Here is a 13,817-nt window from a genome sequence, read left to right on the forward strand (position 1 = left end):
GCGCTACCCGTAGATTTTTGCGGATTGAAGACGCTTTTTTCAGAAATTTACAGAGTATGAAAAGAATTCTGTTTCATTCTGCTTTCTGGTTAGTCTATTTATTTCAGGACGTTCTGCTGGTATTTCTTTTAAATACTACTCGTACTCAGCAATCGACTTCGATCAATCTGTTTTTGTCGTTTACTAACTGTTTAGTATTGCTGTTACCCAAGATGTTTTTTACTTACTTTATGTTGTATGTAACACTAGATAAATTAGTAGATAAGGAGTTTCAGACTAAAGGTATCCTATATACTATTCTGGCGTTGATCATTGCCATATTATGTTACCGGGGATTGGTTAGTTATGTAGTGAATCCAATCGTGTACGGCTTGGTTAGCCCCACTTCTGCTTTTTTTTATCCTCTGGCATTTCCAGTTGCACTTATGGATATTGGATTTGTTTCAGGCGCTGCGATTGCATTGAAGCAAATCAGGCAACAACTAAAACGAGCTCAGATAGAGCAACAGTTAATACGAGAAAAATTAGAGGTAGAATTAAAATATCTTCGCAATCAAACCAATCCCCATTTTTTATTCAATACCTTGAATAACATTTATGCGTTAGCAAGAAAAAAGTCAGATGATACGGCTGATGCCGTTATGAAGTTGTCAAAAATTTTACGGTTTATGCTTTTTGAAACGGCAAAACCACTAATAACGATTGGAGATGAAATTCAGATGCTGGAAGATTACATTGATCTCGAAAAAATTCGCTATGATGGACGCTTAACTATTCGATTTTCAAAAGATTTAAGAGGTGGTCCATCGTCAATTTCACCATTACTACTATTACCTTTTATTGAAAATGCGTTCAAACACGGTGCCAGCGAAAGCCAGTTTGCCTCGTTTATCCATGTAGATATAAAACTCCAGGAAGATATCCTTACATTCAGTGTCAGCAATTCCAAAGAAGATAAATGCCGGGAAGGGGCTAACATTGGGTTGCGGAATGTTGAGAGGCAGTTAGAACTGCTCTATACCGAATACGATATGCGCGTAGTGAATGAACCATCCGTTTACAGCGTATTACTGACAATTAATCTCAAGAGTTATGCAAAAAATAGCCTGTCTCATCATTGAGGATGAACCTTTAGCTGCCGAAATTTTAGAAGAATACATTAGCCAAATGCCTTCTTTACACTTGGCTAATATCTGCTCCGACGCGATTCAGGCTATAGATATATTAAAAAATACTCCTGTTGATATTATTTTTCTCGACATTCATTTACCCAAGTTGAAAGGATTAGATTTTATCAGAGCGATTGACTTCCCTCCCAAAATAATCATCACTTCGGCTTATCAGGAATATGCGCTACAAGGTTACGAATTGAATGTAGTAGACTATTTACTTAAACCAATTGAATTTAAGCGATTTGTTGTTGCTGCAAACAAGGCTTGTCAACAAATAAGTGACTCAAGAGTAAAGAATAATAAGTTATTAACCGCTGAAAGAGATTATCTTTTTTTTAATGTGGGTAAGAAAAAAGAAAAAATAGTTATTGAAGAGATTCTTTATATTGAAAGCTTAAGGGAATATATCAAAATTGTAACCAAAGATAGGTCAATACTGACGAAGCTTTCATTAAATCTGATAGAAGAATACCTTCTAAACAGAAATATGCTCCGAATTCACCGTTCCTTTATAGTTGCCATGGATAAAATCGATGCCTTTTCGGCGACGGACGTTGAAATTAAAGGTAAGCTTATTCCAATTGGCAGAAGTTATAAAGACCTGGTCTATTCTCATCTGGAAAGTTTTAATTAAAAGCAGGATTAGGGTTGAGCTTACAAACCTAGCTTGATACGTTTCAATTCATATTGACAGTGTCAACGATAAAGTAATTTAACTGCATCGGTGGACCTTATTTACTTTCCTTAGCTATGGCTAATTCCAACTCCAGGCGTCTATATAAGAGGATTGCCAGTACTTGTTTATAAGACCGCATCAAACTTACAAAAGGTATAATTTTGACTTATTATCACCAGTAAATACTTAAAAACACCGTTGTTTAACTATTGGCTGTCTGTCCGTTTCAAACAGTCGTTTATTGAATTCAGTTAATTAATTCTGATTTATTACTGATTTTTATTGCTCATCTAAATATGAAAATCAGTGATGGAAAAGTCTCTTCATAAAAGTCAACAATATTATATTGATTCAACCCAATTAGTAAAATTCGTAAATTGTTTAAGCCAGGTAACATTGCTTCTAATTATCGCTTCGATGCTTAGTTGTACAGCCGTATCAACTCATACATTACAAAGAGTCAGCAATAATCGGAATACTGAATTAGCTCATTTCCAAGTATCTGCGTATTTAATGGCTAATGGTACTAAGCTCAGAGTGAGTGTAGATAAGCAAATGGGCGGCAAGGTGACTATCCAATTTGTAAATTCAGTAGGTGATGCGCACTATCAACTAACCCTTTTGCCCCAAGACACAGTGGTGCGGTTTAATTTAAATCTAACCGAGTTGGATGATGGTGATTATGTGCTCAAAGTTTCCAATGGGCTTGAGATGGAGTCACGGCAAGTTAAAATAGCTACCTCTAAACCAACGATTCCGGTTCGTCAGATAACTATATTATAAGCTAGCAAAATGAAATTTCCAGAAAAGTATGTGTTCATGCTCACAACTGCAAAATATGAAATTAAAACTAAAGAGTACGTGGATGTACTGAATCATAAAACTCCTGGGTCACTGTAAAATGACTTTTTTAAACCATAAACAACAATAAAAATTACAACCAAATGAGAAAGATAATTTCATTGATGCACATCTCCCTTGACGGTTTTGTTGCAGGACCGAACGGCGAAATGAACTGGATTAACGTTAATGAGGAAATTTTTGATCATATCGACAAGCGGATACAGAAAAGCAATACTGCATTATACGGCCGAGTAACTTATCAAATGATGGAAAACTATTGGCCTACCGCAGGCGAAAATCCCACCGCGTCCAAGCATGACATTGACCATTCAAGGTGGTATAAAAACGTTCATAAAGTTGTTTTATCAAAAACAATGAAAGACGCGGGTTTGACGAATACAACAATTATTAGTGATAATCTGGTAGACAACATAAATGAAATAAAGCAACAGGCTGGTCATGAAATACTGCTTTTCGGTAGCCCATCAGCGACCCATTCACTTATGCAACAGCAATTAATTGACGGCTACTGTTTATTGATTAATCCGATTATTCTTGGACAAGGCGTGCCACTTTTTGCAGGTGTTGGGGACAAAACAAAACTGCACCTATTGACTAGTCGGCAATTTGCCTGCGGGGTAACTGAACTGAATTATTCAGTGGATAGAGAATAACAATGAACCGCTAATTAAAGGCCAAGGCTACTATCGTTTCATCAAGCCCAACCTTGCTTTATAACCACCATCATTCAATCACCATTGTTCCATTTAAACGACTCTACTAATGCCAAATCAGCCTATTAATTCAGCTGGGTAAGGGAATAAACGGTTGTCTGTTTGTCTATACCTGTCGTCCGTTGATTTTCGTATCTCTGCTTTACTATTTTATTGAACTTTATGCAAAAGGAATAAAACTAGTTTGAGTATGAGCGACATTCGGTCCGTTGGGCGGTTGTTTTACAGCCTTGGCATCATTGCTTACGGAATACAACAGATTATCATAAAAGATTTTCGGCCGCAGATATTGCCTGGTTTTCCTGCCTGGGTACATGAGTGGAGTGTCTTCGCTATTCTTTCAGGAATCTTCATGATTGGGGCCGGCTTTCTCACCACGGGCTTGTTAAAAGTCAGGGCTGTGATCAGGAAAAAGATATTTCTGTATTTAGGCTTTTATTTTCTTGTCCTTCTCCTGGTTAGTCACCTTCCTTACTTACTTTTCGTATATCCACATAAGCTTAGTCATTTGGGTTCGTGGGGCGATGCACTCAAAGGACTAGCGTTTTCGGGGGGAGCATTTATCATGGCTGGTTCCTGGACAAATGAAGATTTTTCCTTTACTTCTTCCAATGATGTTAATGCTCCATTGGAGAAACTTATCCCGCTTGGCCGACTATTTTATTGTACCACAATCATCTTATTCGGATGTAATCATTTTGTCTACGACATCTCAGCGATGGTGCCTAAATGGTTTGGCCCCCTAACATTTTGGAGCTATTTCGGTGGGGCCGCCCTTATCGGAGCCGGAGCTGCCATTTTATTGCAGATTTGGCTTAAACCAGTTTCCTTACTGCTGGCAACCATGCTGTTTTTATGGTTTATAATGTTGCATATACCCAATGCTATCGCCAATCCATATGCCGGTAGAGGTAACGCAGTCGTCAGTGCGTTTGATGCATTATTATTTTGTGGGACCGCATTGGTACTCTCCCAATCCAAAAAACAGAAGAGCCACCTAATGTCAGAAAAGGCTATGGTTTGAAAAATTTAAAATGGGAAAATACTGGGATTCAAATGTTTGCACCTGCTGCAAACCGGAACAGTCCATACAGAGATGTGATAAGTAGGATCAATGGTCTGTAGGCTGCAATTATGGCTGATTAGTCTCTATACCGGGCAGGTGTTGCATCATATTCTATTAGTGTGACCCAGTATGAATGAATCTGAATAAACCCACGAGTATGACTAAAGAATTTGCGACTGCTTTTGCTCAGCGCTGGGTGGAATCTTGGAATGCGCATGACCTGGAGAAAACCCTATCATTCTACTCCGAAGATTTCATCATCGAAACACCAATGGCGCTGCTTCTTTACCCACAAAGTGGTGGAACGGTTGTCGGTAAAAGTGAGGTCAGCAAGTATTGGGCTATCGGTTTGAAAAAAAATCCTCATCTGCGATTTGAACTGTTAGATGTCCTGGTTGGCGTAAATAGCTTAGGTATTCATCTGTTTAATGCCTCTTCCAACAAGAAATCTATTGAATTAATGTGTTTCAATAGCGACATGAAAGTGCATAAATCAATTGCCATTTATGCAGAATAATTAGCCTATACAAAAGGCTCAAATTTCTATGGTTATAATTTATGGTTTACCATCACATGAAACATTCAACTAGTACACAAGCAAAATGAAATATAATTTATGCCGACAGATAATTTAATGAAAGTAGATATTTATATTAATTATGCTGGTCATTGCGAAGAAGCATTCCGGTTTTACGAGCAGCATCTTGGGGGTAAGATAACCATGATGACTGCTCATGAACAATTAACTTCCAATTTTCCAACGGATTGGAAGAATCCCATTCTTCATGCCCGAATTGAGATAGGCGGTATAACACTTATGGGCGCCGATATTCCAAATGCCGAACCCATGCGCAGTGCCTATCTAACCATAAGAGTTGATACGCCTGAAAAAGCAGAACAGACCTTTAATCTGCTTTCTATCGATGGTCAGGTTTTTATGCAAATGGAACAGACTTTTTTCGCAACTCGCTTTGGCATGCTTCGTGATAAATTCGGGACCTCCTGGATGATACTTAATGAGACAGGCAAGCACTAAGTTGAAGCGAATTTATAGTATCGATTTTGTTCGGGGAATCGTCATGATCATTATGGCGCTGGATCATGTACGTGACCTAATGCATGTGGATTCGATTGCTCAAAGTCCAACCGATTTAGCGACAACCACTCCGCTGTTGTTTTTTACCCGCTGGATTACCTATCTGTGTGCACCCATTTTTGTTTTTTTAGCCGGTACATCTGCTTTTATCGTCGTTGAGAAGCGAAACAATATAAGAAAAAGCAGGCAGTTCTTGGTTAAGCGGGGTATCTGGCTTATTCTCTTAGAATTTACCCTCGTTAATTTTGGCTTATTTTTCGATTCAGGGTTTCATACCATCCTTTTTGAGGTAATCGCAACGATTGGGATTAGCTTTATTGTGCTTTCGCTCCTGCTCAGGCTATCGCCCGAAACAATTGGGGCCATTGGTCTTAGTATCCTTTTGTTACACGACCTGTTTCCTCTATTAGCTTTTGAAAAAGACTCTTCTATAAAAGCGATCCTGTCGCCACTCTTCACCCTGACAGTCACTCCCATTGGGACAAGCCGGGTTTTTGTGATGGCCTACCCACCCATTCCGTGGCTTGGAATTCTACTTGTGGGGTTTGCCGGAGGTAAATTTTTTACTTTACCTGAAGAAAGACGTAATCACCTTTTTCTGACTATTGGAGCTGTTTGTGTGATGCTTTTTATCGGGCTGCGGTGGCTCAACGCTTATGGTGATCCTGCGCCCTGGTCGGCTCAGCCAACAGGCATCTACACGTTCCTGTCGTTTATAAACATCACCAAATACCCGCCCTCACTCTTGTTTTGTCTGATTACCTTAGGCAGTATGTTTCTCCTATTGGGGGGCTTAGCCCAGAAGCGCAATCAATTGACCGATATCATCAGTACATATGGGCGGGTTCCTCTGTTTTATTTCGTCATTCATTTCTACCTCATTCACACGCTACTACTGGCAATATTATTTATGCAGGGCTTTCATTGGTCTGATTTGAATTTTGCGGTTGGATCGTTCGGTCGGCTGAAAGAAGTTAAGAGTGGTATTTCGCTTGGAGCCGTTTATTTAGTATGGCTGGGTATTCTGGCCCTTTTGTATAAACCCTGCAAATGGTTTGGTCACTATAAAGCCGTTCATAAATTCTGGTGGCTGAGTTACTTGTAATCTTTAATTCCTCCGGTTTATACCATGAACGTTACATTTCCCTTACCCCCGGCTCACCTTACTGAGTTTGTCCAGCGAATACTGGTTATAGAAAATGTTCGGGTAGTAACCCCTTTTAAACTGCCCCTTTATGCAAACGGCACACCAACTTTAGTTTTTCAGACCGCCAAGGGGCAAATTAAAGGATATTCAACTCATTTAACTTTATTTGGCCAAACAGTACGTCCTGAAACATTGAGTTTGCAGAACGATTTTACGCTGATTGCCTATTTTTTTAAGCCCTTCGTATTAGGGCCATTGTTTGGTGTTGCTGCCCAAGAACTAACCGATCATCCAATAGCGCTAGACTTATTGGAATCATCAAAAGTAGCTACCTTAATGGAACAGTTACTGCACGCTCCGTCAACGCGGGCAATGTTAATATTGATTGACCATTACATTTATAGTTTAGTGGTTCAGGCAAAGATGGATTTGCGTTTAATAGAATTTGCCACAGCTTCTATCCTGAAAAACACTAATCCGGCTGTATTGCAAACGGTACAGAATAAACTCGGTCTGACTGAAAGAACCTTTCAGCGAATGTTTGAGAACCATATCGGTATCTCGCCAAATCAATACCGTCGAATTTGTCAATTCAACTCCGCCTTTCAACAATTACAACAAAGAAAGTTTGACAATTTAGCCGACATCGCCTTTAAGCACGAGTATGCTGATCAAAGTCACTTTATACGTTCATTTAAAGAGTTCACAGGTATCAGACCAACCGATTATCTAAATTTTGGCAGGCCCTGAATGACAATACGTTGTCGGTTTCATTCTATTTTAGGATATGCCCCCTTTCTAGCTTTGTGTCGTAATGAGTTATTCAGGATTAACTACAATCGACTAACATGACAAATTCCATTTATCCCTGCTTATGGTTTGACGGACAAGCGCAGGCAGCAGCACAGTTCTATTGTTCAATTTTCAAGAACTCAAAAATCACCACTGACAATTCAGTCGCCGTATCTTTTGAATTAAACGGTCAGAAATTTATGGGGCTTAATGGGGGGCCGGAATTCAAATTTAATGAAGCGGTTTCGTTTGTAATTGATTGTGAAACCCAGCAGGAAATTGACTACTACTGGGAACAATTAATCTCGGACGGGGGTAAAGAAGGCCGTTGTGGCTGGTTAAAGGATAAGTTTGGTGTTTCATGGCAGGTAATTCCTACCATATTGGCTAAACTATTGAGTAACCCGGATAGAGCACAAGGCGTCGTACAGGCGTATATGAAAATGAATAAGTTTGACATTCACGCATTGGAGAATGCCTAACTGAAAGCGATGTATAAGTGACTCGCTGTACCGATAGAGGCTTCTTTAACTTAAATGGCTATATCTATTCATTTCGGTGTGGCGGAAATTTTGTTCAAGCAACACAATATCATTTTTCAAATCATAGAATAACGTAAAAACGCGAGGAATTCACTTCGCGTTTTTACGTTAATAAGTATGTTCAACTCAAATGCGTGTTTAGTTTAATCCTTTCCTTCACCCATAATAGCTTCTAGATAACGGATATAGCGTATGCCTCTAGGTTTGTGCCATGATATTATTGGGAGAAGGCTATGCTTACCTGCCTTGTAGATCTGCCAAGATTGCTGGATAGCGTTCTCCCTGAAGGCTGATGTTGTCTAAAGCCTGGTTGATGGTGGCCAGATCATCATCGCTTAAGGTAATGTCTGCACCACCTATATTTTCGGCTAAGCGAGTCATTTTTGTGGTTCCCGGAATGGGTACAATCCAGGGCTTCTGAGCCAGCAGCCAGGCTAAGGCGATCTGCGCGGGTGTGGTCGCGGTTTCCCGCCGGAGCATTCCGGTTGCGTTATGTTCTCCGGCAATCTTGACCACAAGGTCAACAATGATTTGATTTGCTTCACGGTTTTCCTTGCTAAAACGAGGCATGACATTGCGCCAATCGGTCTTGTCAAATTCAGTGGCCGCAGTCATCTTACCCGTTAAAAACCCTTTGCCTAATGGGCTAAACGGAACGAAGCCAATGCCCAATTCCTCCAGCAAGGGAATAATTTCCTTTTCCGGTTCGCGCCAAAACATGGAGTATTCGCTTTGCAAAGCGGCCACGGGTTGTACCGCGTGCGCTCGGCGTATACTTTGCACGCCGGCTTCACTCATACCAAAGTGTTTTACTTTGCCTTCGGCAATCAATTCGTTTACCGTTCCGGCAACGTCTTCAATAGGCACATTAGGGTCCACGCGGTGTTGATAAAACAAGTCGATATAATCGGTTTGCAGATACCGGAGTGAGTTTTCCGCCACCTGCCGGATGCGTTCCGGGCGACTATTCAACCCGTCTGTATTCCGGCCGTTGTTAAAGCCAAACTTGGTAGCGATGATTACTTTATCCCGTACATCATGCAATGCTTTTCCTACCAGCTGTTCATTAGCGCCTTGCCCATACACTTCTGCGGTATCAAAGAACGTAATGCCCGATTCAAACGCTTTTTGAATGAGTGCAATGGCATCGGTTTCGTTAGTTGCCGGACCGTACCCATGGCTTAATCCCATGCAGCCGAAGCCAAGTTCGGACACGGCTAATCCTGAGGTTCCTAATTGTCGTGTTTTCATGTTGTCTGTTTTATGTAGCAAAAGTGAGGGGGAAGCGAGAACCGTTTTGTATACAGATTACGGGGTTTCCTACCACTATTACTGATTGGGCGGGCTGGTATCAGAAGAGATTGCCGGAACGGGTAAGTTTGTAGTGATAAACCAATAAGGTATGGAGGAGATTATCAAAATTGGCAGCATTGCCCAGTACAATACCATGCGGGGCGTACCGACCAAACATCCGCTGGTTACGGTGATTGACCTCTCGAAAGCGCAACCGATGCCCTCGGGGTCATTCAACTTTGGGTTGTATGCGGTGGGTCTGAAAGAACTGAACCATGGCCCATTGCGCTATGGAAGAAAGCACTATGACTACCAGGAAGGAAGTCTGATATTCATATCGCCTGGACAGGTGGTAGGTGTGCAACCCGGCGTTGACCTATTGGCCCCCAAAGGCTGGGCCTTGCTCTTTCATCCCGACCTGATAGCTGGCACTCCGTTGGGCAAACACATGCAGGCATATTCGTTCTTTTCATATGCTGTTCATGAAGCGCTTCATCTGTCGGAAAAAGAGAAGCGTATCGTGATTGACTGCTTCTCAAAAATCGAGTATGAACTCGATCAAAACATAGACAAGCACAGCAAAGGACTGATTGCGGCCAACATCGAGTTGCTGCTCAATTACTGCATCCGTTTTTACGACCGCCAGTTCATTACCCGCGACCATGCCAACCAAGGAATCCTGGAACGGTTTGAGTCCTTATTGACAGGCTATTTTTCCTCCGATAAACCGCAGAACGAAGGCCTGCCTTCGGTTGCTTATTGTGCCGAAGCCCTGCATTTATCCCCCAACTATTTTGGTGACCTGGTGAAGAAAGAAACCGGCCGATCGGCCCAGGAATACATTCAATTCAAAGTGATCGATATGGCCAAAGAGCGCGTGTTTGACCGGAATAAATCGGTGAGCGAAATTGCCTATGAATTAGGGTTTAAATACCCACAGCATTTTACCCGTTTGTTTAAACAAAAAACAGGTGTTACGCCGAATGATTACCGGATAATAAACTAACAATTCAATAGCAACGTACGCCCTGTTAGGTAAGACGTCATGTGAACTTTTATCCGTCTCAAGCGGGAGGGTTTTATACGAATAGATTATCGAATAGCCGTTTCGATCAATACGTTTCAATTTATTAATCAACTAGTAGATTGAAGCGTATTGAGTCCAGATGATCCATTTGGTTGGCTTGCTCAGCAAAACACGAAAAAGTATACCCGAAGCTCGGCTATACTTTCCAAACTACCAACCTATAATTAAACCTACCTAAACAGGACGATTCAACGTCTCTAATCACTTCTTAAACTTTTTACTGGGTTGACTAAAGCCGCTTTTAGGGCCTGATAACTCACCGTCAGCAAGGTGATGAGTAAGGCCAGCACGAACACGATGACAAAGACATCCGCCTGGATACTGATTTTATAGGTATAGCTTTCCAACCATTCCTGCATTACGTACCAGGCTAGGGGCGAAGCCACGATGCAGGCAATAAGCACGAGGCTCACAAAGTCTTTTGAGAGGAGTCCCCACACACTGACCACACTAGCACCTAATACCTTCCGGACGCCGATTTCCTTAACCCGCTGTTCGGCCATAAACGAAGCCAGCCCAAACAGGCCCAGGCAAGAAATAAAAATGGCCAGCATACAGACCAGGGCCGACAGGTTGCCAATCAACTCTTCATAGCTGAATTTTTTGGCGTACTCCGTATCCGCAAATTTGTAATCGAATGGATAGGCAGGGTTGTATTTATCAAAAATGGGTCGAATTTTTTGGATAGCAACCGAAGGAGATAAGGCTGGATTAAGTCGTAAATCAATGAAATTAACCCAGTTTTCGGCAAAAATTACCGTCATTGGGGCGACATCACGATACGGGGACCATTCCAGGACGATATTAGGAATTACTCCGACGACAGTCCAGTTCCGGTTCGCCCATTTTATGATTTCACCAACCGGATGTTTTAATCCCATGCGCTTAACAGCCGCTTCATTTAGAATAACTCCGGTGGAATCGGTGGCAAAATCTCTCGAAAAATCGCGTCCTTCTTTGAGTCGAATTCCCATCGTTTTGGCGTAGTCATAACTCGTGGCAATGGTCGTAAAAATGACGGATTCATCTGCCGGACCTGCTCCTTTCCATTTCCAGCCACTATTGCTGCTCCACCATTGTGTGGGTGGGGCATTTGTCTTACAAATAGACATCACTGCTCCCGTTGCCAGTAATTCGCCCTTAAGCGCGTCAAAATGTTCGAGCAAATCTGTCGAGGAATTGACCGAAATGAGCCCTTGTTTGGTAAAACCAAGGGGTCGGTTTTTGCCATGCTGAATCTGTTGATAAATGATGATGGTACCAATCATCAGCACTACGGAAAACGTAAACTGAACAACTACCAGTATTTTTCGAGGCAACGTAGCATTTTTTCCAACATGGATTCCGCCTTTTAAAATTCGGACGGGGTTGAACGACGACAAATAAAACGCCGGATAGCTGCCTGCCAATAAACCTGTGAATGCAGTAAACAGAAGGATAACGCCCCAGTAAACGGGATTGCCGAATTCAATGGACATCGCCTTCTCGGTCAGCCTATTGAAATACGGCAGTGAGGCCATGACAATAACCAGCGCCAGTACCAATGCTAGACCAGCAATCAACGTTGATTCACTTAAAAACTGCCCGATGAGTTGCTCACGACCCGAGCCGACAGCTTTACGAACGCCCACTTCTTTCGCCCGTTTTTCAGATCGAGCCGTGGAGAGATTCATGAAATTGATGCAGGCTATTACCAGAATAAATAGTCCGAAAATGCCAAATAAGCGAACGTACTTAATAAAACCACCCGTGTTTTGCCCTTCGGTGAACTCCGAATAGAGCCGCCATTTTGACATGGGATGCAGGAATAATTCGGGCTTGACGAGGTTTCTAATATTGGCATCATCGGCCTGATGGTTTAACACTACGTCTTTTATTTTGGCGTTGGTTTGTGCTGGGTCGACGCCGTCTTTAAGCTGGACATAAAGGCCAAAATCGTTATTCCGCCAATCTATTTTTGCTTTTTTTACCCAGTCATACATATTCTCCATCAGGTGCCAGGGAAGCAAATACTCAAATTGAAGCGTAGCATTCTTTGGTTGTTTGGCAACCACAGCTGTCACTTTTAAATCGGCCTTATCTTCCAATCTGATGATCTTACCAATCGGGTCCTGATTGCCGAAAATAGCTTGGGCGGTTTCGTCCGTCAGCACGATCGAGTAGGGCTCCTTAAATGGGTTTTTATCGCCATTCAGGATGTTTAGGGAGAACATATCAATAGCATCTTCACCGATGAAAATGCCATTTTTGATGAATTTCTGATCGCCAACCATCAACGAACGATTACCATCCGACCGCTGATACGTTGCTACAGCCTTAAAATCGGGGAACTTAGATCGTAGTTCTTCGCCCGTTGGAAACGGTAATGCACTTTGTGTACCCCGTTTGCCGTCGAAGGTTTGGTTCAGTCTAACTTCATAAAGAGTTTCGTAGTTTTTATGGTGCTTGTTGGCGGATACTTCGTCCTGTATCCAGATGCCAATCAGCATCGCAACGGCCATACCCACAGCCAGTCCAGCAATGTTGATCGCTGAATATCCTTTGTGTTTGGCTAGGTTGCGAAAAGCGAGTTTTAAATAATTTCGGATCATGGCCGGGTGGAAAATTGAGATTGTAGAGAAGTCATTGAATTTACTATAACGGGGTTTGAAACTGGCCTCGGGTTTGCGTCGCCATAGCCGGGGATGCAACATGAACAGCATTTCCAGCACATACAGTAGTTGGGCTGTTCTAACCCCGTACCGGTGGACTCGTTTTTGAAACAATTCATACAGATCGCCTAGCACTTCGTCCCGGATATAAGGAGCCGTAATTCGAATGAGTAGCTGCTCAGCCCAGCGGGGCGGCTGGACCACCGACCGCTCCGAATGATTATCCAGATGGATTCTATTTTTCCGATTCATGTTAGGTGATCAAAAGCAGTTTTTGGAATACCGTCCCACAATTCATTTCGGATGCGTCGTGCTTGCTGTAAGGCATGATCACCAGCCAGGGTTATCGTAAATAGCCGTTTGCTTCGTCCCCCCCGTTCGGCAATAGGCTCACTAAACCGGGAATGAAGCAATTTTTTTTCTTCTAAGCGTTGCAAAGTCCGATGCACCATGCCTAAGCTTATAGGCCGCTCCAAACGGCTGCTTAATTCTTCCAAAACAGCCACCCCGTAGGCGTCATCGTAGAGTAGGGCGACCGTCAGCAGAATGATCTCTTCGAACTCACCCAGTTGAGTCCCTTTCATGGGTCGTAGATGTATAGGTAAGGTAAAAACTATGTTTTCCTTTTGCATAGCAAATAAAAGGCCAATAGCCCCAATCGGCTTCAGATCCTTAAAAAGCTTGTTTTAGGCTTTGCTCATCGCTTTTATCGTCCGAT

At 42.2% G+C, this 13,817-nt stretch carries 14 protein-coding genes; 11 read left to right on the forward strand and 3 right to left on the reverse strand.

What is annotated here, in order from left to right:
* The first annotated feature begins 56 nt into the window (after positions 1 to 56).
* The 10 genes from SD10_RS28540 to SD10_RS01970 all read left to right on the forward strand — a co-directional run bounded on the left by SD10_RS28540 (position 57) and on the right by SD10_RS01970 (position 8,008).
* Positions 57 to 1,121 (forward strand): sensor histidine kinase, encoded by a 1,065-nt coding sequence (locus SD10_RS28540; RefSeq protein ID WP_148562367.1) that lies wholly within the window; start codon positions 57 to 59, stop codon positions 1,119 to 1,121.
* Positions 1,093 to 1,806, forward strand: coding sequence for a LytR/AlgR family response regulator transcription factor (locus tag SD10_RS01930; protein WP_046375441.1), 714 nt, complete (start codon positions 1,093 to 1,095; stop codon positions 1,804 to 1,806). Before SD10_RS28540 ends, SD10_RS01930 begins: the two co-directional genes overlap by 29 nt.
* Before the next feature lie 351 nt (positions 1,807 to 2,157).
* Entirely contained in the window at positions 2,158 to 2,631 is a 474-nt protein-coding gene (locus SD10_RS01935) for a hypothetical protein (protein ID WP_046375442.1), read from the forward strand.
* A gap of 161 nt (positions 2,632 to 2,792) precedes the next feature.
* Positions 2,793 to 3,365, forward strand: a complete 573-nt coding sequence (locus SD10_RS01940) for a dihydrofolate reductase family protein (protein ID WP_046375443.1) — start codon at positions 2,793 to 2,795, stop codon at positions 3,363 to 3,365.
* Between the two features lie 250 nt (positions 3,366 to 3,615).
* Complete coding sequence (locus SD10_RS01945; protein ID WP_046375444.1) at positions 3,616 to 4,449, forward strand: hypothetical protein; 834 nt, start codon at positions 3,616 to 3,618, stop codon at positions 4,447 to 4,449.
* A gap of 199 nt (positions 4,450 to 4,648) precedes the next feature.
* The gene (locus SD10_RS01950) at positions 4,649 to 5,008 is read left to right on the forward strand and encodes a nuclear transport factor 2 family protein (protein WP_046375445.1); all 360 of its coding nucleotides are present in this window, start codon (positions 4,649 to 4,651) and stop codon (positions 5,006 to 5,008) included.
* A 99-nt stretch (positions 5,009 to 5,107) separates the two neighbouring features.
* Complete coding sequence (locus SD10_RS01955; protein ID WP_052731039.1) at positions 5,108 to 5,527, forward strand: VOC family protein; 420 nt, start codon at positions 5,108 to 5,110, stop codon at positions 5,525 to 5,527.
* On the forward strand, positions 5,508 to 6,692 hold the full coding sequence (locus tag SD10_RS01960) for a DUF1624 domain-containing protein (protein ID WP_227699118.1): 1,185 nt from the start codon (positions 5,508 to 5,510) through the stop codon (positions 6,690 to 6,692). Before SD10_RS01955 ends, SD10_RS01960 begins: the two co-directional genes overlap by 20 nt.
* A gap of 24 nt (positions 6,693 to 6,716) precedes the next feature.
* Positions 6,717 to 7,484 (forward strand): AraC family transcriptional regulator, encoded by a 768-nt coding sequence (locus SD10_RS01965; RefSeq protein WP_046375447.1) that lies wholly within the window; start codon positions 6,717 to 6,719, stop codon positions 7,482 to 7,484.
* A gap of 98 nt (positions 7,485 to 7,582) precedes the next feature.
* Entirely contained in the window at positions 7,583 to 8,008 is a 426-nt protein-coding gene (locus SD10_RS01970; protein ID WP_046375448.1) for a VOC family protein, read from the forward strand.
* 297 nt (positions 8,009 to 8,305) lie between these two features.
* Here the strand turns inward: SD10_RS01970 and SD10_RS01975 are convergent, their stop codons facing one another.
* On the reverse strand, positions 8,306 to 9,319 hold the full coding sequence (locus SD10_RS01975; RefSeq protein WP_046375449.1) for an aldo/keto reductase: 1,014 nt from the start codon (positions 9,317 to 9,319) through the stop codon (positions 8,306 to 8,308).
* Between the two features lie 151 nt (positions 9,320 to 9,470).
* Here SD10_RS01975 and SD10_RS01980 point away from each other — a divergent pair, with 151 nt between their 5' ends.
* A complete protein-coding gene (locus tag SD10_RS01980) occupies positions 9,471 to 10,367 on the forward strand; it encodes a helix-turn-helix domain-containing protein (RefSeq protein WP_046375450.1) in 897 nt (298 codons plus the stop codon).
* A gap of 278 nt (positions 10,368 to 10,645) precedes the next feature.
* Here the strand turns inward: SD10_RS01980 and SD10_RS01985 are convergent, their stop codons facing one another.
* The gene (locus SD10_RS01985) at positions 10,646 to 13,351 is read right to left on the reverse strand and encodes an ABC transporter permease (RefSeq protein ID WP_227699119.1); all 2,706 of its coding nucleotides are present in this window, start codon (positions 13,349 to 13,351) and stop codon (positions 10,646 to 10,648) included.
* Positions 13,348 to 13,683, reverse strand: a complete 336-nt coding sequence (locus SD10_RS01990) for a PadR family transcriptional regulator (protein WP_046375451.1) — start codon at positions 13,681 to 13,683, stop codon at positions 13,348 to 13,350. Before SD10_RS01990 ends, SD10_RS01985 begins: the two co-directional genes overlap by 4 nt.
* Positions 13,684 to 13,817 lie beyond the last annotated feature (134 nt).

It is taken from the genome of Spirosoma radiotolerans (assembly GCF_000974425.1).
GTDB lineage: Bacteria > Bacteroidota > Bacteroidia > Cytophagales > Spirosomataceae > Spirosoma > Spirosoma radiotolerans.

Coding starts and splice junctions, on each gene's coding strand:
- SD10_RS01935 (WP_046375442.1), top strand. CDS start 2,158: ATGGAAAAGTCTCTTCATAAAAGTCAACAATATTATATTGATTCAACC.
- SD10_RS01965 (WP_046375447.1), top strand. CDS start 6,717: ATGAACGTTACATTTCCCTTACCCCCGGCTCACCTTACTGAGTTTGTC.
- SD10_RS01940 (WP_046375443.1), top strand. CDS start 2,793: ATGAGAAAGATAATTTCATTGATGCACATCTCCCTTGACGGTTTTGTT.
- SD10_RS01975 (WP_046375449.1), bottom strand. CDS start 9,319: ATGAAAACACGACAATTAGGAACCTCAGGATTAGCCGTGTCCGAACTT.
- SD10_RS01955 (WP_052731039.1), top strand. CDS start 5,108: ATGCCGACAGATAATTTAATGAAAGTAGATATTTATATTAATTATGCT.
- SD10_RS01990 (WP_046375451.1), bottom strand. CDS start 13,683: ATGAAAGGGACTCAACTGGGTGAGTTCGAAGAGATCATTCTGCTGACG.
- SD10_RS01930 (WP_046375441.1), top strand. CDS start 1,093: ATGCAAAAAATAGCCTGTCTCATCATTGAGGATGAACCTTTAGCTGCC.
- SD10_RS01970 (WP_046375448.1), top strand. CDS start 7,583: ATGACAAATTCCATTTATCCCTGCTTATGGTTTGACGGACAAGCGCAG.
- SD10_RS28540 (WP_148562367.1), top strand. CDS start 57: ATGAAAAGAATTCTGTTTCATTCTGCTTTCTGGTTAGTCTATTTATTT.
- SD10_RS01945 (WP_046375444.1), top strand. CDS start 3,616: ATGAGCGACATTCGGTCCGTTGGGCGGTTGTTTTACAGCCTTGGCATC.
- SD10_RS01980 (WP_046375450.1), top strand. CDS start 9,471: ATGGAGGAGATTATCAAAATTGGCAGCATTGCCCAGTACAATACCATG.
- SD10_RS01985 (WP_227699119.1), bottom strand. CDS start 13,351: ATGAATCGGAAAAATAGAATCCATCTGGATAATCATTCGGAGCGGTCG.
- SD10_RS01960 (WP_227699118.1), top strand. CDS start 5,508: ATGAGACAGGCAAGCACTAAGTTGAAGCGAATTTATAGTATCGATTTT.
- SD10_RS01950 (WP_046375445.1), top strand. CDS start 4,649: ATGACTAAAGAATTTGCGACTGCTTTTGCTCAGCGCTGGGTGGAATCT.